A 20231-nucleotide genomic window follows, 5' to 3' on the forward strand; every position below is an offset into this window, starting at 1 on the left:
GAGCGATTGCCATAACCGTTCTATTTTATTTAGCCACGGTGAATAGACCGGTAAAAACAACAGGGTAAATTTGGGATGTCGTGCCAGCCACTCCTTTACCTTCTGACTTTTATGAATACCGTAGTTATCTAAGATTAATGTGAGAGTTTCCGCATGGGGATATTGATGATTCAGTTCATCTAACATTTTGATAAATAAATCAGAGTTCTTTTTTATTCCTTTAACATAGGTGACTTGCCCTGTCTGGGCATTGAGGCAGCCCGCAAGGTAATGTTTTTCATTTTTTCCCGGGGTGATAACTCGTTTTTGTTGTCCTTTGAAACACCAGTCTGCGCCGATTTTCGGGTTGAAATCAATATCCACCTCATCTTCATAGAAAACGGGATGTTTTTCCGAAATATTCGCTTTGGCTTCTGCGATCTTTGCCATTTTCTCCTCATGTTCAGGATCAGGTTGTTTTACCGTAGGTGCCGCTCTGCGCCAGACAATCCCCACCTGAGCAAAGTAACGATAGAGGACACTTTGTGTCAGAGAAAGGTTGAGTCATTCATTAAGAGTATGAGTCATAAGCTCAAGGCTCCAACGAGAGCGAAGATAGCCGAACTCTTGGGGAGATTGTTGTAATAAGAAAAGCAACAGGCTATAGAGAGGGGTGAGATCCCAGACAACAGGTCGGCCAGCCGGTAAACTGTTGAGTCCTTCGAGTCCATATAATGTAAACCACTCAACCCAACGATTGATGGAAGAGCGTGCGGCATGAAGGGTTTTGGCGACATAAGTCACCGTCAATCCCTCATTGAGCATCAATAACGCCGTCAATCGACGGGAATAGTTCTTATCGCGGGTTTTATGGATAAGTTTTCTCATTTTCTGGCATTCATTTTGAGGTATGGGTGCTATGATAGGCATCACTCAGTCCGTGTTGAGGTTTGGGATTTTTGGCAATTGATCAGATCGCAAAAATCGGACTGAGTTCCCTTCAGTGATCTATTATTTTGAAAATTTATTTAACTCTTTTGTTTTTGGTAGTAGACGATTTATAGAAGCCTCAATGGTCGAACCCATTGAGGCTTCGCCATTTATGATAATAAAAATAAATAGAATTGGACCCGATTTACCTATTAAGTTTAGCTATTCCTCTATTGAATTAATAGTGAAAACGGTTAGATTGTAAAACCTTTAATATATTCTAAAATGGTTCAGGGAAAGTGATGGTCGATACCGATAAAAATGATAATAGAAAGAAAAGTCAAAAACAATCCAGTCATTTTATTCCTTACAAAACGACATATGATTTACGTTTAAATAAAAGAGAACTCAAATTAATCAACATATTGATGCAGGTCCAGGGCTATGAATATGGCTTTTTTACGGTGTTAGGAGTCCGCCCTTTATCACAACGGGGTAACCATAAAAACAGTGCCATCTATGTCGTGCGGTGCCGATGTGGTAAATACGCTGTCAGGACACTTAAGGCGATCAAAAATCCGGCTAATGTTACTGACATGTGTGAGCATTGTCTTCACCTGTACAACCTGAGGCGCAGAAAAATCTTTCACACTGAAGGAAAAGATGTCGATTTGTCAGAATTAACCGGCATTAAATATAAAAAACCTTTAGAAATTAAAGAATAAAGGAATAGTATTGCTCTTCAGTGTTAGATCCCAGGAGTGCGTGAAAGCGGCTGGTTAGATATCATAGCACTGACATTAGCCCCGCCTGAGACACACGCTACCATCTGAATGTGATTACCAGTGATATGATCGACCCATTAGATAGCGAAATAAAACGCCTATAGCCTGTAAGGGAGAGTATCACAATGCGGTACATCTGCGCACTTTTGGAAGCCGGTGTCGTCGGACAACAACCCACCGTCCGGCGATGAAGGTTACCCGGTGTTATTCACAACCGGCTTACCACGCAATACGGACAGAGCATTCTTTGCCTCGTTCTGAAAAACATTAACCTGCGTTTTGAACACTGACGATAAACATTCTGAATTCTGTACGGAAATTGTGCAATAGGATCAATGAATGTCAATGATTTCAGCGTCCACCGTTGTGCGGCGTCACTTGTGTAAAAGCAGAGCGATTACTAAGTGATGCTGCAAGCGTACAACATCCAAAACCACGTAATACAGGTTTTCCCCGTATCTTCCACTTTCTGACCAATACGGTAGTACCCTAGTCGGAGGGTTTAAAGATCGCAATCCACCTTAACGTCTTGAGTGAAAAACAATCATGTTGACGTTTTATATTCAGAAGAAGGAGAACAATCGACTCGGTATTGATCGGCGACGTCAGTGAAAATTGGCGTTGGAGGTAGTCTGACAACGGTCAGAACGGCGTAAACTGCGAACAGCTCAGAGAGCTGGGGTGCCTCGCAAGAACTCAACAATTTCCCCGCCCCGATGCACAGATATCAATCGAGCCGCAGGAAGCGCAAATCAAACATGCAACTTTCTCGTTATCTGGGACTGCTCTGGGGCTGCGAACGGAAGAAGCGGTTCAGGCGGCAAAGTCATTAAAAACGTGGGAAAAAGCCTTATTGCGTGGGGATAAAAGAGTGAGGGTGGTGTTTGGTACAAAAGGGGGACGTCCCCGTGACACGACGGTGGTTGATCGGGATAAAGTGATCCAGGCAGTCAGGGCGGCAATAAAGTATGCCAATAAAAATCAGGGGCGTTTGATTGATAAGCCGAATTTGCATTCAGCCATTGATCGTTACCGGAATATTGTCAGGGAAGCGGGGTTAACCGGAAAGTCTTCGCCACACAGTTTGCGTTATGCTTATGCTGTTGAGGCCATAAATTATCATTTGTCGAAAGGATTCAGTCGAAAAGAAGCGGAAGCGATGGTTTCAATGGATTTAGGGCATGGGGATGGACGCGGGCATTATGTTGCCCGTGTGTATAATAGACAGGGTGGCCATGATTAATCTGTTTTTGGATTTAGCTTGAATAAGAAAAGTATTCTGTTTAGCATAGATTGGCTTATTTGTTGTTTTTGAACAACTGTCAATGTTCTTGCAGTTTGAGAGGAACGCTTTCGGGTGACTGCTCTTAATGTCAGGGGGTCTGAGACTGACGCTTTCGAGTGACCTGTAATGCCACTGTAGCCTGCAAAGTGGCGCCTTTGGGCGGTACACCCGTTTATCCTTTGAAAACGGGTATCACTCATCAGTGATGAAGGTGCAATTTTACTGACCCAGTGGAGGCGTTTAGTTTCCCGATGGGTGACAATCTTCCTCAGTCATCAGGAGGATTGCTAATAGGAAATGTAAAATGCGGCTTTGAGACTCACGAGTCTGCCCGTACAAGCGAACCACGTATAGGAAACCTGTTTGACCCCTGTTGACAGCAGTGATGATAATGACTGCGGTGACTGGCGTCATGAGATTTTCTACCTGCCGGATAAGCGGTTAATACCGTGATACCCATTCTGACTACCACCCTGACGGGGAAGACTTTTCCCTGATACAGGGAGAGTGTTCCTCGTTTTTTTCATTCGAGGAAATATTATGCAAACTTTATCGTTATCAACGGAAATATCGGTGAAATCTGTCCGGTTTGAAGAACTGTTTTCGACACAAAGCTGGTTTGAGGCGTTGTTAAAGAAAATGTTTTTTCGCCGGGCCATTCGGTTATGTCCCGGGTATCAGGGCGATTTCTGGGAGGGCCGTGTTTTGTCAAATGGCATTTTTTATGCCGTTCCGACGTTTCAACAACAATACCGTGTGTTTGTTGAGGATAATGGTTTTGAGGGGATCATGTCAGCGGAGGCTTTTGGCATCACGGTGACGCTATTCTCTCTGTATGAACTGGCAGATTTCAGTGAGCAGGACGACGATATTAAAGCCTTTCATGCTTTGTATGGTTATGCTCGTGGGCATTCAGAAGCTGAAAAAATACTCGCGGCTATTGATTAAATATTATCTGCTTATTCGAACTGAATTTTTATTTAACCCAAGTGAGGCGTGTTTCCCGGGTTGGCGATAACAGGGCCAGTTCCCGTATCTTAAAGGCGTCCTGATAAGGATTGACCTGACGGATTTATTCACTTTGTATGATGTTCTTGACGGACATCTTTTTTCACTTCCCGGGGCTTGTCCCCGTCAAGGGCGGGTTTCCGGTAACAGGAGCTGTTAATGCCTGCTTTTCATTCACCTTCTGATCCGACAATCCTGCCGGCTTCAGAGACATTAACCCCGAAACAACGCTCACTTATCCGCGATTTGATCCGTGATGAGCGTGACTACCGAGATCGTGAAGCACTCCTTAAACTTTTGGGCATGATAACGCTGTTCAAAATTGCGGGGATCCTGACGTTAGGTGTGCTGTTGCTGGTTTTCCAGTTGTTATGGGGATAAAGGAGACGAACGATGTTAATGATCTTTGTGACAGTACTTTGGAGCGTTATTCGTTGGATTTCGCTGTCATTTTACCATGTTATGTCCCGGCTATTACGTCGAAGACAGGTGAGACTACCGGCAGCTCATACGCGAAGACACACGGTGTATGCCGGTAAATGGCAACTTTCTGATGACGCGAAGTCGTGCGGGAGACCGGTGGTGGTCAGAGATAGACACCGCTACAAACCGGGTGTGGAGTTGCTGTATTTCGGTGAGGAGAGTTCGGAGCCGTTTTATGGCGAGCGGTACCTTATCGACGAAACGGAAGCGGTGGATTCGGCGCAGCAGATGCTCACGCGTCTGTTGAGACAGCGTAGTTTGTCAAAGGTTTATGATGAGGCTGCATAATGGTCAATGAGACGTTGACTGCCGTTACCCGGTCGGTGATGCCGGCTGTGGCGATTGAAGAGCCAGTCTGGCTGCGAATGGTAAGTTATCCGTCTGCGCCGGAATATGAAACCGAACGGTTTCATCAACTGATTTACCAGGCGTTCAAAGCCTGGTCGGCAGCAAAGCCGGGAACGTGTGAGGTGACGTTTGGTTTTTTCTGTTTGCCGCATGACGGCGACATGAAGGCCCCCTTATGGCAAGCGCTGCGGTTTAAACATGAATCTGATCGGTTGCTGATTGCGTTGGACGCCTAATTTATTGACCACCCTGACGGGGAAACCCGTGAGGGTTAACTCCGTCAGTCATTTTTTTACAACAGGAGTTAACCCTATGAGTACAATGACGACGAAAGAACACATTCGGGAACCGTCCCAGTCCCTGTCAGTGCAGGCGCTGGCTGAACCGGAAATATTCAGAAAAACCCGTAGCCGGTTTAATCAGTGGCTGCAGGCGCAATTCGACAATCACTATCACACGCTGAGAAATCACGGTTATCGCTGTTTTCTTGCTCGTCATCATCCGACCGAGCTTGAGCGTTACGATGAGGCATGTGAAGCCTTACGGCGTGAGGAATTTCACCGGTTCAGTGAGTTGCAGACGCTGGGGCTGTTCCTGTATCAACAGGTTCAGCTAAAGGAGAAAAAACTCAGGCAGCGTCGTCGCTGGCTGTTGACCGGGATAGCATTAACGTCGCTGGTGACAGGCGTGTGTTTGATGCTTCACGCTTACGAGGTTGACTTGTCAGCAGTTTATCACTGGCTGACCGCGTTACCGGCCAAAATAGCGCATTATTTCATGCGCTAATTATTTATCCCCCGGGGAGAGACGACTCCCTGTGGAAGGGGCTCTTCCTTAATTTTAGACAGGAAAAATGATGACCCTTTCTTACCTACCGGATGATATCTGCCGGTTAATAACCCGACGTCTTACAGACAGCCTGGAAAGTGGATGGGCGCCCTGGCAAGCGGCCAGTGAGTACGGTTTGCCGCAGCATGCGCTGACCGGACAACCGTTTAGCGGTATCAATGTGCTGTTGCTCTGGCAAACTATGTTGCAGCGGCAGTTGATATCTAACCGCTGGTTAACCGGTGATGAGTTAAGAGCATTAGGCGGATGGGTGGTCAACGGTGAAAAACCGACAACCATCGTCCGTTACCGGCCTTCAATGTCGCTGATACGTGTCATTAATTTGGAACAATGTGAAGGACTGCCGACAGAACTTCAACCCGGTTTTCCTTTACCTCCGCGTCCGGCTCCCGGTTTTACCGCTGTTCAGCAACTGGTGACGGCCAGTGGGATCCCGGTGGTTCATCGGTCGGGCATCGTGCCCGTTTACCGACCATTTCATGACCGTATTGAGCTGCCTGTCCGGCGGGACTACGTTGAAGATTCACAATACTGGCATGACTTGTTGCATCAACTGGTTTATGCCACTGGCCATCCGTCCCGGTTAAACCGCTTTGGCCTGACAACCCAAAGTGAGTTAGATGAAGCTCGGGAACAATGGGTGACAGCATTGGGCGCGGCGTTTGTGGCGGCATTAACCGGTGTCCGGGGTAACCCGGTCTATCCTGATAATACAGTACCCTGGGAACACGCTTTGGGTTCAGATCCGTGGTGGTTATTTCAGGTGGCTAATGATGCCCGCCGTGCTATGGATTATTTGCAAGACCGCAGACAGCAGTTACCGACCCAGGTGGAATTGTGGCAGCAGATGGCTGCCGTGTTGCTCAGTGAGCACTATGGTCTGCCGCTGAATGACACCATGCTGGAATATGATGAGGTGGTTCAGCGCCATATTGATCAGGGTATTACGCCGCTGATGGCTGTCAGTGCTTTAGCCCGAATATATCACTGGGAACGGCATGACCAGCCAGAAGGCAGGTTGTTCCCGGAAGAGTTGGGGCAGGCCAGCGAGGCACTGGCGTTATTCTCCAGCCAGCCATCGTGTCTGAACTATGCTCGGATCCCGGTGGCAGAACCCGCGGATACTGGCGAGCCGGACAGATCATCACACGCTGAGGAGTTGTTGTTACCGCCGGTGGCGTCTGACCGTGGCTATGCGGATGAAGATAATGATCCGCCTGACGATAACGTTGTGGCGCTGCCATTAGCGGCAACTTACCGGGAACCGAATCCACATAAACAGGCTTTTATCAGACTGTTTAACCAGATTGCACCCCATGAAAACCGCTGGCAGGTGTTCTGTGATTTTGTGCATATGGCCGCCTGTTCATTGTATAACGCGCTGTTGCAAAATGAGGAATTTGAAGCTGACTATATGCAGCGGGTTAAACGTTATTCCCGTGAAGATGCATTCCGGCTGAGTCGTTTGCTGAGTGAAGTTATTATGGGTCTGGAGTATGAGGTCGGTGATTTTCTGGGGTCTATTTTCATGGCGCTGGAATTAGGTCATGACCAGGCCGGTCAGTATTTTACGCCGTTTCCTGTCAGCCATATGATGGCCAGAATGCAGTTCACTGAAGGCTTGACGAAGTTGGGATCCGGAGAGCATGAATATATCACGGTGTCTGACCCGGCTTGTGGCGCCGGCGGGATGATTATTGCGATGCATCAGACTCTGCTGGAAGCGGGGTTTAATCCTCAGCAGCAGATGTTGGCGTTTTGTGTCGATATCGACCCGGTTGCCGCGATGATGACATATATCCAACTGTCGTTGCTGGGTGTTCCGGCCGTGGTCACGGTAGGCAATTCACTCACTCATGTCATGTCTCAGCAAATGGTGACGCCAATGTACCATTTAGGCTTCTGGCAGTTTAAACGCCAGCGTCAGAAAGTTGAAGACGAAATAGTGATACGTAAGGCTGGCTGACATCACATCTTTAATTCAAAGTCACCATTGGGTGGCATCACATTAACCCGATAGGGGATATCCCCTACAGGGGGAACCCCGTCAATCACGAGATTTCCCTTATGTCTTTATTACGTTTTTATATCCGTCATCAATTCGCAGAGCGAATGGGGCTGGAGCTGGATGACGACGCTATTTTCTATCTGTTTCATGAGAGCCAGGGAGATTACGTCAATACCCATATAAAGTTTACCAAAGAGTTACTTTTGCCCATCATGACTCATCTTTTGGACAGTTTGTCTGAGGATCCGGCAAACCGGGCCAGATGCAGAAATAGTGAGCGTATCCTGACGTTATGGATACGGGGAATGGATGCGATATCTCATGTTTATCAGGATCCGATGCTGATGCCTTATACCCATCCGGAAAGCAGTGGTCGTGTGGATACCCTTATCAGACCCAACACAGCCGTTTTGCTGAATATGTCGGCGGAGGAGTTTCTCCGTCTGACGGCACAGGATAACTTGCCGGAGGAGGAACAAATCACGCTGGAACAGTTCAGTAAAACGCAACAGTACTGGACACGTTTTATGGACTATTTGGATAAGCAGTTGACAGAAACGTGTCTGTATTGTTTTGAACGTTTGGGTCAATTTCTGCGTTACTTACAGGTTGAACCCCGTTTAATACGGCGTTTTTCCTCCGCTATCGGTTACATCGATGTATTAATGGGGCCACAGGATTTGCACAATATTGATGCAGAGGAATTTGAGTCAGGGTATCTCGAAGACTATATCGATGCGGTCTCCGATGGATTTATGACGCCCGTCTAGTTTCGGGTTGATGTGGTATACAAAAATGATCGTGTGATAGAGAGTTTTCGATCAGATGTAGACATTGAAGATGTTAACAACCCAACAGTCAGAGATTATCGGGATGTGGTGGATGAGGCAATCACCTGGGTAGATGAGCAGTTTGTGCTGAAAACCCACCCGGAGAGTACCATTACCCCCATACGAAAGTTAGCAGCTTGATTGAAAGTTAATCCTAGCTGCGGGTACGCCGGTGGTTATTTTTCACCCTGACGGGCGTTATTTCCCGTCAGGGGATAACGCCCGTTTTTATTTCGGAGCGTTACTGATGAAAAAGATTAAGACCAAAACAGCCCCAAAAACTGTCCGTAAGAACAAAGTCGCCCGTCGTCATGGCTGGCGTTTCCGGCCTGATTTGTAACGGGTGATGACGGGCAGGATTATCGCGGCGCTTGGAAAAAGAAGGCGCCCTGATGGACAGGCCACAAAATTATGGAGACCGGCTGTCCGGCTATAAATAATTTGGACGGGGCTGTCCGAAAGTCAGATAGCCTTTTTTCACATTGCTGAACTTATCACTTGCCTGTGGGGGCATTACCTCCACAGGTAAGCCCTCTTTCAGGTAAAAAAAGAGGATTTTTTACTATGCCGAAGGGGTACGCTAATCGTTTGCATATCACGGGTCAACCTGACCAACTGGTTGCTCTGCAACAATGGGGATTGGGAGACGTCATTCCCTATTACGGGCAGGCTATCCATCAAAGTATTAAGCTGTTTGTCGCGGGCTGTGCCGGTCTCCTGCAACCCACTGAAACGACAGATTACCCACTTTATCCGGCGCTGGTAGCGACAGAAACAGGGGTAGACTCACCGGAAAACCGGGCGTTTGAGCACTGGCTGACCTTGTTAAAAGAGAATGTGGCGCTTGATGAAGTCACCAGCCAACAGATTGACAGGCTATACCAACAAAGTGGTCTGGCCGCGCGAAAATGGGAGACGTTGCTCCCGGCAGAGCGGGAAACCATCAGGGCTTTGTTTAACCAAAAATCCTGTGACTGGTTCGGTCTGTTGACCTGGAACGCAGAACGTGATGCTGAAATGCTGTGGTCTCATCTTGATGACCGGCTGACAGAAACGGTTCCTTGTGACTTGTTTCTGCTGATACCGACCCATCTTGCGAGTGAAATCAATGGATTTTGCGGTGGGTTGTTAAGGGATCACGAGACGACTCATGAGTTGTATATCCGATTGTACGGTATGACACGGCCGCGAGGTTATGACATAGCCTGGAAGCACAATGACGATGGCAGTCTGACCGGGAATTTTGATACAGCGCCCTGGGAGCCATGGTATGCAAAAATCATAGCACCTTTGTCCGGACAATATCACTGCCATATCACCCACTATTATGAGGATGTTTGTGACTTTTGTGGTTACGACAAATATCGGAATGGGCAGTGGGAAGAAGGTCGCATCGATGAGCTGGAATTTGGTGAGGAAGACGGTATCCGTAAAGTAATAGGGCCGGCCTACATTCTCGGCAATATTTCACATGACGGGTGTTAGTGCGCTGACAATGTTATCCCGCAGGGAAATTCCCTGGGGTGAATTGACATAAAAAAACAGGTTCAGGTTTGCCTGAGCATCTGATAACGCTACTGCCGGCGGATATAACGCCGGCGATTTACCCATTGGGGGAATATTTCCTCTGAAGGGGCGTATTCCCCCTTTTCTCAGGAACACGTTTTGTCTGTATTGATTAATCACAAAAAAGCGTTTATGGCTTTATTGAATGAGACAGCTTGTTATCATCATCGCTACCGGGTATTTGGTGATTTTGTGCAGTGTGCGGCAATCAGTTTGCATAATGCTGTTTGCCCGGACAGTGAGCTGGAGCAACAGTATTTGCAAATCATAAAACATTATGAACCGGAAGATGTGACCCGGCTGTCTCAACTGCTTGTGCATGTCATGAGGGGATTGGAACACGAACCCCACGATTTTCTTGGTGGCATTTTCATGGAGATGAATCTGGGTAGCAAGCACCTGAAGCAATTCTTCACACCCTGGCATATTAGCCGGGTGATGGCAAACATGCAGTTGAGTGACATGCGACAATTTTTAGAGAAACACCCCTTTTTCACCTTGTACGAGCCTGCCTGTGGCGCGGGTTGTATGGTTATTGCGGTGGCGGAAGAATTGAAAACCTCAGGCTATATCCCTGCCCGGCATATGTGGGTATCCTGCGTTGATATGGACGTCGTAGCCGCTTCCATGGCGTATATCCAGCTTTCTCTGTTGGGGATACCCGGGGAGGTGGTGGTAGGTAATGCGCTGACAAATGAACGTCATCGGGTCATGTATACCCCGGTACACTGGCTGGAAAACTGGCCTTGTCGTCTCAGGAAAAATCGTAAGCAGCATGAAGTTCAAACGGTTTGAGACACTGGATTAAGCAAATTCCGGCTCTTGGGCCGGAGTTTTATCCAACAGGACGGAGATGAGAAATAAATCGATTGAGGCTGTTTTGTTCATCTCTGACACGTTTTGGTCTGAATCGATAGTGCTTCCCAGATGCACTGGACACATTCTATTTCCCTTAATCCTTTCTTGCATGAGCCGCCATGTGCCTTTTGTACTTATCATGACTGATTCAACGAAATAACCGGATACACGCTTCGTTTACCCGTGACGGAATTGGGAACGTTTGAATCATTGCGTGCGGTTTTCATCGATTAATTTTTATTCCCGGAAAAGAGTTTTGCCTTGTCCCTGTTAGAGGATGTATTAGGGTTTTGGGAAAAAAGAGGAGATTAATCGTGTTGAAAAAAATTAAAATCCTGCTGGCGGGAACATCCGCAGGAAAAAAGTTACTTCCACAACCCACCGCCATCCCAGAAACGGTCAAAGCAGGCTACTTTTTGCCGTCTGAGTCCAGGCTCTTGCTGGATATTTCCCGGCGACGGCAGTGTTTACAGTGTCTGTGGGACAACAGTGCATTACCTAAAACACACTATCAGGCATTGTGGCTGGCCCCGTTACATGAGTGTGTTGCATTGATGCAACAACTTCCGGCGGCACCGCAGGGGCCTTATGCCCACCTGGGTGGCTTGATAGATGTGACTTTGCAATGTACTGCATTTGCGGTACGTCTGGCGAAAGGGCAGATGTTACCGCCGGGTGTAGCCCCTGAGACGCAGGCAGAACAAAGTGTGATATGGAGCACGGTGGTGTTTTACGCTGCGTTATTTCATTTTTTACCTGTTTTGGCCCAGTTTGACGGAGAACTGGATGAAGGCCAACCCTGGTACCCGGGATTGGTTGTGCCGCAGGGGCCGTATCGTTTCCGGTTCAAAACTCCTCCAGTGGAGACGAGGGTTGCCTGTCATTTCGGGGTGTTACTCGCCGGACGATTGCTGCCGGCTAAGGCGTTGACCTGGCTGGCGTCCATACCTGATGCCTTCTCTTCGCTATTTTGTATTCTCTCCCTCTCCGGTGAGATGAAGGAAGATGACGCAATAAATCAGATAATTACAGCAGCTTTGAATAAAGCAGGTGCGCCGGCAATATTCTCTGTCTCGGCGGCATCGCCGCAAATGATTGTTTCAGGAAACCTCGATGTTTCTGCTACGCCTTTATCAACAACAATGGACAGTGTTCTGCCTTCTCAGAGACGGCAGGAAGATAACCCGATGACTGAAATTGTTTCATCAGCCGTGAGGCCGGTTGATGAGATCTCTTCTGCCGTCATGACAGTCGCGCCGGAGAAGGGGATGCCGCCGGATGGGAGCACGCAACAGCTATTGTCGTTAATGGGGATAAATGTCGCGGGCACAGTGACAGAACAGGTTGTGGCCAGTGAAGCAGAAATCATACCGCCATACACGCCGGTGCCTTCACAACACGCGGTTCAGACAACATTGCAGCATGAAAATGTTATTGAGACATCCTGTATTGGAGAGCAATTCTGGGACTGGCTGTCCGCTGGGTTAAGGCATGGAGTGATGACCATTAATACGCCGCAAGCCCGGATACATCTGGTCAGTGGTTTTGTGTTTGTGAGTGCGCCGGCCATTTTCTTCCAGTTTCTCGGTGAGAAGAAACAGGCAGATGGCAAAGAGGTTAGCGAAAAATGGAAACGGGTACAAACCGCATTTGAGCGGCTGGGACGACATCGAGTCAGTGGTGGAAAGTGTTTTTGTTGCTGTCATCTTTATGATTCAGCTGATCGGACTGGTTCCTATCAACGTATTCATGGCTACTTAATCAAAAACACGTTGCTTTATCGTGACCGTTCTGTACCGGAAGATAGCCCTTTTATCATGATTTCATGAGAAAGCATCTTTAATAACAATATGTTATTTTTTGCGCCCCGCAATGGGTTTTTAAATTGATGAAGTGAGGAAGTAGAGATGGACAGTATGACCTGGGATAACCTGCTGGATGAGTATTTTTTTGCCAAAATATTGCGGCCGGATACGGAGTCAAGTTATCGCAAGGTGGTGAATACCTTCCAGGTGTTTGCAGGTGTGGACAATCGGCCTGCTCAAGTGACCCGACAGCAGGTCCTGGCATGGCGCAGATATGTGTTGCATCAGCGCGGACTGAAAGGTGTGACCTGGAACAGTAAGATTACGCATATGCAGGCGGTGTTTAATTTGGCGATAGAAGAAAAGATACTGGCCCAAACGGAAAACCCATTTAATGGTGTAAAGGTCAATGCGAACAAAAATAAAAAGAAAACATTGACCAAAAAACAACTGACAGCCTTGTATCTCACGATGGGGCAATTTGAAGAGCGGGAGCGACGGACAGGGGATAACCATCGTGCCCGCTGTGCATTATATCCGACCTGGTATTGGCTGACGGTACTGGATACGTTGCGTTATACCGGGATGTGGTAAAATCAGTTATTACATATCCGGCTTGGAGATATTGATCTGAAAGAACGTCGGATTATTCTTTGCTCCGAGGGGAGTAAGAACCATTATGAACACCAGGTGCCGGTGGTGAAATGGTTGTATCCGCGACTGGAAATTTTGCTGGAACGTGCTCAGGCCGCTGGGGCAAAACTGAATGATCCCCTGTTTTGTGTGGACTATTTTACCGCCAAAACAGACAGGGGAAACGAAACCGACCCGTTACAGACGATAAAATCATTCTTTCGGCGCTTGTCAAAGGAGTGTGGATTTGATGTGGGTCCACACCGTTTCCGGCATACATTGGCAACTGAACTGATGAAAGCGCCTGATCGTAATTTGCAAATGGTACGCGGATTATTGGGGCATCGCAGTATTACTACTACGATGGAATATATTGATATCAATCTGGATACTGCCGGGCGTACGCTGGAGCGTGAATTAATGCTGTATATCGATGCTGAGTCAGAGAGAGGCGAAATGTTAATCGGATAAAGCAGAATATGTCTGCTATTGATTGAACTTGTCTTAATCTATTACAAATTCCCTGTCGCAGGATAGGGAATTTTTTTGAACTGATACCATCACCCATAATTAACTTTCTTCTGATCAATGAGGAAAGTTGAGTAACCAACATACAACATCGTGTTAATTAATTCATTGATTTTAGTTTGGATGGCTTGACAGTTGCAATAGAACTTGTAAATATTGCGCTCGAGCGAAAAAAGGACACCTGATCTCTCAGATATCCTGAATCTAGAACCTTTATACTTTATATCGAAGCGACGCAAGATTAAGTCAACTGTAACGATGCACTTATGTCCCAGTATCGAACGCCCGTTAAGTTTTTATCTCCCAACAAGCGCATTTTGAATTGGTGCCCGGAGGCGGAATCGAACCACCGACACGAGGATTTTCAATCCTCTGCTCTACCGACTGAGCTATCCGGGCAACGGGGCGCATTAAACCGTATTCGGTAGAGCTCGTCAATAGATTTCTTTGGGAATAGTGATTTATGCTTTGAAATTATTCGATTAGCCAGAAATATAGGCAAAATAATAACGGAGAGTAGAAAAATTGCTCCCCGTTATTTTCTTAATATTTTAATGTCTTAATGATGATAGACTTTCTGGGCAGTATTGACTTTCATCAGGTAACGACGTGATTCTGCCGATGGATGTTTGGTCGTCAGGGTTTCATAAACATCACCCGGCACCATTTTATTTATAATTTGAGCCGCTTTTTTCTTATCGCTGGAAAATATCCGTAATACACTACCTGCGCCACCGTTGTAAGCCGTTATTACCGCGTAACGACGAGATGTTGCATTAGTGATGTCACCCAGATAACTGTTTTGTAATATCGATAAATATGCTGTGCCGGCATCGATATTATTTTCTGGATCAAATAGATAACTACGGCTTGGTTGCCCTGATTTACCTTTCATCTTAAAGACATCACGGCCAGCAGTGTGTTGTACAACTTGCATCAGCCCAAGTGCATCAGAACGGCTGACTGCATAGGGATTGAAGCTGGATTCTATTTGCATAATTGCCAAAATTAGGGATTCATCTATGCCATATTTAATGGAAGCTTGACGAATCAGTGGCAGATATTTATGAGCACGTTTGTCCAAATGGTTTGGAACCAGTTGTATAGTGACAGACCAAATGACATGTAAACCAGATTGGCGTTTTTGTAATTTGTTGGCAATCAGATAATCTGCAAAGTGTGTTGCTCGCCATTCCCAACGAATCGGTTGGCCGTTGTTGTCCATAACTTGTCCGTAAAGAAAGGGTTCTTTACTGATCTGAATATCGTTAGTATCAGAATAGAGATCAACGGAACCTGGATCGTCACCCATTAATAAGGTCGTGATAATGGCCTTGCGTAGATAGGTCGTAGGGTCAATTGGGGAAATTGTCTCAATCGTGATCGTTCCAGCTTCAAAATTGATATGGCTGCGAGTTTGGTATTGATCGGTATACTTTACGTAATCTTTTGGGCCTGCAATTAATACTTCATGCAACCCCCAAATGTTCTCAATGTTATGAGCAAACTGGCCCATCAAAATATCAAAACCATTGGTATCTTTTATATATTCTTCACGGTATTCACGATTTTTGTTGCTGGTACAGGAAACAAGAATTGGGGCAATAACAAACAGTGCTAACAGTTTTTTCATCTTACATTGCCATCTGGTATTGAATACAACATCAGAGCCGCTGGCTCTGATGAAAGCTAAATATTATTTTTCTGGTGGGGTATATCCATCAATTTGAATATCATGACCTTCGAACAGGAATTTAGCCATTTCCTGTTCAAGCAATTTACGATCTTCCGGATTCATGGTGTTGAGTTTTTTCTCATTGATCAGCATGGTTTGTTTGCTCATCCATTGTCCCCATGCTTCTTTGGAAATTTCATTGAAAATGCGTTTGCCCAATTCGCCCGGATAAAGCTGAAAATCCAGTCCTTCGGCTTCACGTTGTAAGAAAGTACAAAAAACAGTTCTGCTCATAATAAATCCTCAAAATAGTGGGTATGAGATTAGCTTAGTTGCTGTAATAGATATTCAACTGGTGCTGCCAGCCCAACAGTCGCGGGTTGCTGTAAGTTATACCAAAGTCCTTTATTTTCATCCATGCAGGTAGTAAAGGATAAAATATTTATTTTTATCGGCACAATATCTAGATGAAAATGGCTAAATGTGTGGCGGAATGCGGTGAGTTGTTCATATTTACTGTGAGAAATACCTGATTGCTCTAACCAGCCATTTAGCAAATCCATGCTCTCAAACTGAGGAAACGCAAACAAACCACCCCAGATCCCCGTTGGTGGGCGTTGTTCCAGCCAGACAGCATCATTATTCTGCATCAGCAGGAAATAAGCTGTTTTCTCAGGAATACTCTGTTTAGGTTTTTTACCTGGATATTTGGTCCAGCTATGGTTAGCGTAAGCGATACATCCTTGATTTAATGGGCAGATTTCACATTTCGGCTTGCTGCGAGTGCAAACCATTGCGCCTAAGTCCATCATCGCCTGATTAAAATATTCCACCTCTTGCGCCGGCGTTACATTGGTGCTGATTTGCCAAAGGTTGCTTTCAACCTCTTTTTTACCTGGCCAACCTTCCACGGCATAACAGCGGGCTAATACTCGTTTAACGTTGCCATCAAGAATTGGGAAATGTTTACCTTGAGAAAGTGAAAGGATTGCCCCCGCTGTTGAACGACCAACGCCAGGTAAGGCGACAACATCTTCAAAAGTTGTTGGGAATTGACCTTGGTGCAACTCCACAACCTGTTGTGCTGCTTTATGTAAATTACGAGCGCGAGCGTAGTAACCAAGGCCGGTCCACAAATGTAGGACTTCATCAAGGGGGGCTGCGGCAAGTGAAGTCACATCGGGAAAACGTGAAATAAAGCGCTGAAAATAGGGAATGACCGTCGCAACCTGAGTTTGTTGCAACATCACTTCTGAAAGCCAGACGTGATAAGAGGTCTTTTCCAATTGCCAGGGCAGGGTTTTACGACCGTAACGATGGTACCAATCCAGTACCACTGTGGAGAATTGCTTTGCTTCCATCATTGGGATAATTATCTTTAGGGAAAATCAGTGTTTCGTGAATAGGATTGCAACATAGTGTAACCTTGCTGTAAACCGGAACTTTGTTTTCGCAGCGCTACGCAATTTCGTATTAAATTTCGTATTAAAATTGTACTTGTCACGATCGGACTTGCTAAAATCGCCCATCTTTGGATAATGCGCTCTCTTTAGGTGGTTTGCTGGTAAAGCAGCCATGAACGGCTGAATAAATGCCTTTAAAACTGACAGAAATACCATGATAAATAACGTAATTTCGCCGGAATTTGATGAAAATGGCAGGGCGTTGCGCCGTGTTAGGAGTTTTGTTCGTCGTCAGGGCCGGTTAACTAATCGTCAGCAACAAGCACTTGATAATCTCTGGCCAAAAATAGGTGTTGAATATCAGGCAGAAAAGCTGGAGCTGGCAGCACTTTTTGGGCGAGAAGCCCCTGTGGTGCTGGAAATTGGCTTTGGTATGGGGACATCCCTTGTCACAATGGCAAGCCAGAATCCAGAAAAAGATTTTCTTGGGATTGAAGTTCATGCACCTGGCGTCGGCGCTTGTCTGGCTTCCGCAGAAGATGAAAATATCGGTAACTTGCGGGTGATGTGCCATGACGCGATTGAAGTGCTGGAAAACATGATCCCGGATAATAGTTTGGAAATGGTACAGCTTTTCTTTCCGGATCCGTGGCATAAAGCACGTCATAATAAACGCAGGATTGTACAGCCACCATTTGCTGAATTGATAAGAAGCAAGTTGAAAGTGGGTGGCGTATTCCATATGGCGACTGATTGGCAGCCATATGCTGAGCATATGTTGGAAGTGATGAATGGCGTAGATAATTACCTTAATTTGTCTGAGAATGGTGATTATGTACCGCGTCCATCTTCACGCCCGATAACGAAATTTGAATTGCGCGGTCAGCGGTTGGGGCATGGCGTGTGGGACATAATGTTTAAGAGGATTAAGTAATGGCTAAAAACCGCAGTCGTCGTTTGCGTAAGAAGATGCATATTGATGAATTTAAGGAATTAGGTTTTTCTGTTAAGTGGAGTTTCCCGTCTAATACACCTGTAGATGTTATCGATAGCACTGTTGATGCATTTATTGATGAGCTGATTGAATCTAATGGCTTAGCATTGGATGCCAGCGGTTATCTGCATTGGGAAGGTTTAATCTGTTTGCAAAAAATTGGTATGTGTACAGAAGAGCATCGCCAATTGGTTGAAAAGTGGTTGAAGGATCGCGGTATGGAAGATGTCATGACTTCCGAATTGTTTGATGTTTGGTGGGATTGATTAATCTATACCCTATGGATTTCAAGATGGATAGCGACGGCAAGGGAGCGAATCCCCGGGAGCATAGAGAACTATGTGACCGGGGTGAGTGAGTACAGCCAACAAAGAGGCAACTTGAAAGATAACGGGTATATCGCTATAAAATAGCTTGCATGAATTACAACAGGGGTCTCTGGTGATTAATGAGTGCCCCTGTCTGGAGTAAAATCAGTGAGTACAACGTTCTCTAATACGTTATTGTCGGATATTTTGCGACAAGTTCGTCCCCTGATTGGCCAAGGGAAAGTGGCAAATTATATTCCTGCATTGGCGGAAGTTCCTGCTGATAACCTGGCAATAGCCATCTGTACCATCGATGGGCAGATATTCCGTGCCGGAGATGCTGAGAAGCGTTTTTCGATTCAATCTATTTCTAAGGTATTAAGCCTGACTCTAGCCATGACGCGTTATCAGGAACAAGAGATCTGGCAACGGGTCGGGCAGGAACCCTCAGGTCAGCCATTTAACTCGTTAGTTCAATTGGAACTGGAAAAAGGCAAACCCCGTAACCCTTTTATTAACGCGGGTGCATTAATTGTCTGTGACATGTTGCAGTCGCGATTGAGTGCGCCTAAACAGCGTATGCTGGAAGTGGTGCGCAAACTTGCTGGTTGCCCTGATATTTGTTACGACAGCAAAGTTTCCCGTTCTGAAATGGAACATTCTCACCGCAATGCGGCGATTGCCTATCTGATGAAATCCTTCGGTAATTTCGATAATGATGTGCTCGCGGTACTGCAAACTTATTTTCATTATTGCGCTTTGAAAATGAACTGTATTGAGCTTGCTAAGTGTTTTATTTATTTGGCGAATCAGGGGAGTACGATAGGTGCTGAACAGCAAATCCTTAGTCCTCGTCAGGCCCGGCAGATTAATGCACTGATGATGACCTGTGGTATGTATGATGGTTCCGGCGAGTTTGCATTCAGGATTGGTATGCCAGGAAAATCGGGCGTTGGTGGTGGGATCGTATGTGTCGTGCCGGGAGAGTTTACTGTTGCTGTCTGGTCACCGGAATTGGATCGATCGGGGAACTCTTTGGCGGGTTGTGCTGCCCTAGAATTGTTAGCCGATCGTGTTGGGCGATCCGTTTTTTAACTCTCAATCCATTTTTTAATTCTCAGGTGATTTTCTTAGGAGAAAACATGTTACGCAAAATTATCACTGTTGCATCTTTGCTATTTGTTGCTCAGGCTCAGGCAGGTTATGAATGCCAGGTAAATCCACAGAATGACATTATTATTACTTCTCGATCAGTTCAGGTTGTGGGGGCAAGTAGCAATCTCCAGATTTCACCGGATGGTTCAGTAACTCGCGATGGTAAGAACTTAAGTTTAAATACTGAACAGCGTCAGAAAGCACAACGTTATCAGCAGGCTTTGCGGCAGGATTTGCCTTGGATTAAGCAAGAAACCGGAAAACATCTGATAACGGCTCGTAAGTCCTTGGATAAAGTGGTAGTGGATACTATCGGCAAGGATAGCAATGTGCGTAATCGGTTGTCTGAGCTTGAGTCAGGGCTTAACCAGCAAATAGACCGAATTATTGAAACTCGCTCTGATGGTATGGCATTCCACCATCAAGCAATTAAGCAGGTTGAAAAAGATAGCCGTAGCTTAATCGAGCAAAGTCTTGGTGGGGTGTTACAGGACAGTATTAATGAGATTGGCAATAAACAATTTAGCCTAAATGGTGATAACAATCAGGCATTACAATCGTTGCTTGGTAGTTTGGGTGGATTGCAGAATAATTTGAAAGCTGAATGGCGGACTCAGGAAGAAGATTTCCAGCGTTTTGGCAAAGAGGTTTGCGGTAAGGTCAGTGGCCTTGAGCAACAAAGAATTGAGTTACTGAATTCTATTAAATAATTGCTAATAATCACAAATAAGAATCAATTTGAAATTGATTCTTATTTAGATTGACATATTTTTTTCGCTACCTAGAATGCAAATGTTTACT

Annotated in this window: 21 protein-coding genes, 1 tRNA gene and 3 pseudogenes; 19 read left to right on the forward strand and 6 right to left on the reverse strand. The window is 46.0% G+C overall.

Annotation, left to right across the window (positions count from 1 at the left end):
• A pseudogene (locus tag C6H66_RS16225) lies at positions 1–909 on the reverse strand (IS630 family transposase); the annotation flags it as partial.
• 302 nt (positions 910–1211) lie between these two features.
• Here C6H66_RS16225 and C6H66_RS16230 point away from each other — a divergent pair.
• From C6H66_RS16230 to C6H66_RS16280, 12 genes and pseudogenes are all read left to right on the forward strand, one after another.
• On the forward strand, positions 1212–1634 hold the full coding sequence (locus C6H66_RS16230; RefSeq protein WP_105396108.1) for a hypothetical protein: 423 nt from the start codon (positions 1212–1214) through the stop codon (positions 1632–1634).
• 847 nt (positions 1635–2481) lie between these two features.
• A pseudogene (locus C6H66_RS16235) lies at positions 2482–2937 on the forward strand (integrase domain-containing protein); the annotation flags it as partial.
• Between the two features lie 582 nt (positions 2938–3519).
• The gene (locus C6H66_RS16240) at positions 3520–3927 is read left to right on the forward strand and encodes an antirestriction protein (protein WP_105396110.1); all 408 of its coding nucleotides are present in this window, start codon (positions 3520–3522) and stop codon (positions 3925–3927) included.
• Between the two features lie 219 nt (positions 3928–4146).
• Complete coding sequence (locus tag C6H66_RS16245; RefSeq protein ID WP_036814765.1) at positions 4147–4368, forward strand: hypothetical protein; 222 nt, start codon at positions 4147–4149, stop codon at positions 4366–4368.
• A 12-nt stretch (positions 4369–4380) separates the two neighbouring features.
• A complete protein-coding gene (locus tag C6H66_RS16250; RefSeq protein WP_036814764.1) occupies positions 4381–4758 on the forward strand; it encodes a hypothetical protein in 378 nt (125 codons plus the stop codon).
• Positions 4758–5054 carry a hypothetical protein gene (locus C6H66_RS16255; RefSeq protein ID WP_105396111.1) on the forward strand — a complete coding sequence of 99 codons (297 nt, stop codon included), beginning with the start codon at positions 4758–4760 and terminating at the stop codon, positions 5052–5054. The genes C6H66_RS16250 and C6H66_RS16255 overlap by 1 nt, the downstream gene beginning before the upstream one ends.
• A gap of 76 nt (positions 5055–5130) precedes the next feature.
• Entirely contained in the window at positions 5131–5604 is a 474-nt protein-coding gene (locus C6H66_RS16260; protein ID WP_036814762.1) for a hypothetical protein, read from the forward strand.
• Positions 5605–5674: 70 nt separating this feature from the next.
• Positions 5675–7633 (forward strand): ArdC-like ssDNA-binding domain-containing protein, encoded by a 1959-nt coding sequence (locus C6H66_RS16265; RefSeq protein ID WP_248000694.1) that lies wholly within the window; start codon positions 5675–5677, stop codon positions 7631–7633.
• 101 nt (positions 7634–7734) lie between these two features.
• Positions 7735–8445, forward strand: a complete 711-nt coding sequence (locus tag C6H66_RS16270) for a hypothetical protein (RefSeq protein WP_248000695.1) — start codon at positions 7735–7737, stop codon at positions 8443–8445.
• Positions 8446–8457: 12 nt separating this feature from the next.
• Entirely contained in the window at positions 8458–8646 is a 189-nt protein-coding gene (locus C6H66_RS26865; RefSeq protein WP_248000696.1) for a hypothetical protein, read from the forward strand.
• 31 nt (positions 8647–8677) lie between these two features.
• On the forward strand, positions 8678–8845 hold the full coding sequence (locus C6H66_RS26870; protein ID WP_248000697.1) for a hypothetical protein: 168 nt from the start codon (positions 8678–8680) through the stop codon (positions 8843–8845).
• Between the two features lie 224 nt (positions 8846–9069).
• Positions 9070–9990 carry a DUF1281 domain-containing protein gene (locus tag C6H66_RS16280; RefSeq protein ID WP_105396113.1) on the forward strand — a complete coding sequence of 307 codons (921 nt, stop codon included), beginning with the start codon at positions 9070–9072 and terminating at the stop codon, positions 9988–9990.
• Here the strand turns inward: C6H66_RS16280 and C6H66_RS26035 are convergent.
• On the reverse strand, positions 9973–10116 hold the full coding sequence (locus C6H66_RS26035) for a hypothetical protein (RefSeq protein ID WP_181150223.1): 144 nt from the start codon (positions 10114–10116) through the stop codon (positions 9973–9975). The two genes, C6H66_RS16280 and C6H66_RS26035, sit on opposite strands and share 18 nt — an antisense overlap.
• A gap of 54 nt (positions 10117–10170) precedes the next feature.
• Between C6H66_RS26035 and C6H66_RS16285 the strand changes: the two genes are divergently transcribed.
• The 3 genes and pseudogenes from C6H66_RS16285 (at position 10171) to C6H66_RS16295 (ending at position 13838) form a co-directional block, all read left to right on the forward strand.
• The gene (locus C6H66_RS16285) at positions 10171–10866 is read left to right on the forward strand and encodes an N-6 DNA methylase (protein ID WP_246545368.1); all 696 of its coding nucleotides are present in this window, start codon (positions 10171–10173) and stop codon (positions 10864–10866) included.
• 377 nt (positions 10867–11243) lie between these two features.
• Positions 11244–12758 (forward strand): conjugal transfer nickase/helicase domain-containing protein, encoded by a 1515-nt coding sequence (locus C6H66_RS16290; protein ID WP_248000698.1) that lies wholly within the window; start codon positions 11244–11246, stop codon positions 12756–12758.
• A 78-nt stretch (positions 12759–12836) separates the two neighbouring features.
• A pseudogene (locus tag C6H66_RS16295) lies at positions 12837–13838 on the forward strand (tyrosine-type recombinase/integrase).
• A gap of 380 nt (positions 13839–14218) precedes the next feature.
• Here the strand turns inward: C6H66_RS16295 and C6H66_RS16300 are convergent.
• The 4 genes from C6H66_RS16300 to mutY form a co-directional block, all read right to left on the reverse strand.
• Positions 14219–14294: transfer RNA gene (locus C6H66_RS16300), tRNA-Phe, on the reverse strand.
• A 160-nt stretch (positions 14295–14454) separates the two neighbouring features.
• Positions 14455–15528: a membrane-bound lytic murein transglycosylase MltC gene (mltC, locus tag C6H66_RS16305; RefSeq protein WP_105396115.1), complete on the reverse strand. Its 1074-nt coding sequence runs from the start codon at positions 15526–15528 to the stop codon at positions 14455–14457.
• A 63-nt stretch (positions 15529–15591) separates the two neighbouring features.
• The gene (locus C6H66_RS16310) at positions 15592–15864 is read right to left on the reverse strand and encodes an oxidative damage protection protein (protein WP_036776906.1); all 273 of its coding nucleotides are present in this window, start codon (positions 15862–15864) and stop codon (positions 15592–15594) included.
• Between the two features lie 29 nt (positions 15865–15893).
• A complete protein-coding gene (mutY, locus tag C6H66_RS16315) occupies positions 15894–16934 on the reverse strand; it encodes an A/G-specific adenine glycosylase (protein ID WP_105396116.1) in 1041 nt (346 codons plus the stop codon).
• Between the two features lie 253 nt (positions 16935–17187).
• Between mutY and trmB the strand changes: the two genes are divergently transcribed.
• The 4 genes from trmB (at position 17188) to C6H66_RS16340 (ending at position 20140) form a co-directional block, all read left to right on the forward strand.
• Complete coding sequence (gene trmB / locus C6H66_RS16325; protein ID WP_105396118.1) at positions 17188–17907, forward strand: tRNA (guanosine(46)-N7)-methyltransferase TrmB; 720 nt, start codon at positions 17188–17190, stop codon at positions 17905–17907.
• The gene (locus tag C6H66_RS16330) at positions 17907–18233 is read left to right on the forward strand and encodes a YggL family protein (protein WP_036776901.1); all 327 of its coding nucleotides are present in this window, start codon (positions 17907–17909) and stop codon (positions 18231–18233) included. Before trmB ends, C6H66_RS16330 begins: the two co-directional genes overlap by 1 nt.
• Positions 18234–18443: 210 nt before the next feature.
• Entirely contained in the window at positions 18444–19370 is a 927-nt protein-coding gene (glsB, locus tag C6H66_RS16335; protein WP_105396119.1) for a glutaminase B, read from the forward strand.
• 47 nt (positions 19371–19417) lie between these two features.
• Positions 19418–20140 (forward strand): YggN family protein, encoded by a 723-nt coding sequence (locus tag C6H66_RS16340; RefSeq protein WP_105396120.1) that lies wholly within the window; start codon positions 19418–19420, stop codon positions 20138–20140.
• The last annotated feature ends 91 nt before the right edge of the window (positions 20141–20231 follow it).

The sequence above is a fragment of the Photorhabdus hindustanensis genome (assembly GCF_002968995.1).
In the GTDB taxonomy this organism is placed as follows: Bacteria; Pseudomonadota; Gammaproteobacteria; order Enterobacterales; family Enterobacteriaceae; genus Photorhabdus; species Photorhabdus akhurstii.

Coding starts and splice junctions, on each gene's coding strand:
- C6H66_RS16230 (WP_105396108.1), top strand. CDS start 1,212: ATGGTCGATACCGATAAAAATGATAATAGAAAGAAAAGTCAAAAACAA.
- C6H66_RS16240 (WP_105396110.1), top strand. CDS start 3,520: ATGCAAACTTTATCGTTATCAACGGAAATATCGGTGAAATCTGTCCGG.
- C6H66_RS16245 (WP_036814765.1), top strand. CDS start 4,147: ATGCCTGCTTTTCATTCACCTTCTGATCCGACAATCCTGCCGGCTTCA.
- C6H66_RS16250 (WP_036814764.1), top strand. CDS start 4,381: ATGTTAATGATCTTTGTGACAGTACTTTGGAGCGTTATTCGTTGGATT.
- C6H66_RS16255 (WP_105396111.1), top strand. CDS start 4,758: ATGGTCAATGAGACGTTGACTGCCGTTACCCGGTCGGTGATGCCGGCT.
- C6H66_RS16260 (WP_036814762.1), top strand. CDS start 5,131: ATGAGTACAATGACGACGAAAGAACACATTCGGGAACCGTCCCAGTCC.
- C6H66_RS16265 (WP_248000694.1), top strand. CDS start 5,675: ATGACCCTTTCTTACCTACCGGATGATATCTGCCGGTTAATAACCCGA.
- C6H66_RS16270 (WP_248000695.1), top strand. CDS start 7,735: ATGTCTTTATTACGTTTTTATATCCGTCATCAATTCGCAGAGCGAATG.
- C6H66_RS16280 (WP_105396113.1), top strand. CDS start 9,070: ATGCCGAAGGGGTACGCTAATCGTTTGCATATCACGGGTCAACCTGAC.
- C6H66_RS26035 (WP_181150223.1), bottom strand. CDS start 10,116: ATGGGTAAATCGCCGGCGTTATATCCGCCGGCAGTAGCGTTATCAGAT.
- mltC (WP_105396115.1), bottom strand. CDS start 15,528: ATGAAAAAACTGTTAGCACTGTTTGTTATTGCCCCAATTCTTGTTTCC.
- C6H66_RS16310 (WP_036776906.1), bottom strand. CDS start 15,864: ATGAGCAGAACTGTTTTTTGTACTTTCTTACAACGTGAAGCCGAAGGA.
- mutY (WP_105396116.1), bottom strand. CDS start 16,934: ATGATGGAAGCAAAGCAATTCTCCACAGTGGTACTGGATTGGTACCAT.
- trmB (WP_105396118.1), top strand. CDS start 17,188: ATGATAAATAACGTAATTTCGCCGGAATTTGATGAAAATGGCAGGGCG.
- C6H66_RS16330 (WP_036776901.1), top strand. CDS start 17,907: ATGGCTAAAAACCGCAGTCGTCGTTTGCGTAAGAAGATGCATATTGAT.
- C6H66_RS16340 (WP_105396120.1), top strand. CDS start 19,418: ATGTTACGCAAAATTATCACTGTTGCATCTTTGCTATTTGTTGCTCAG.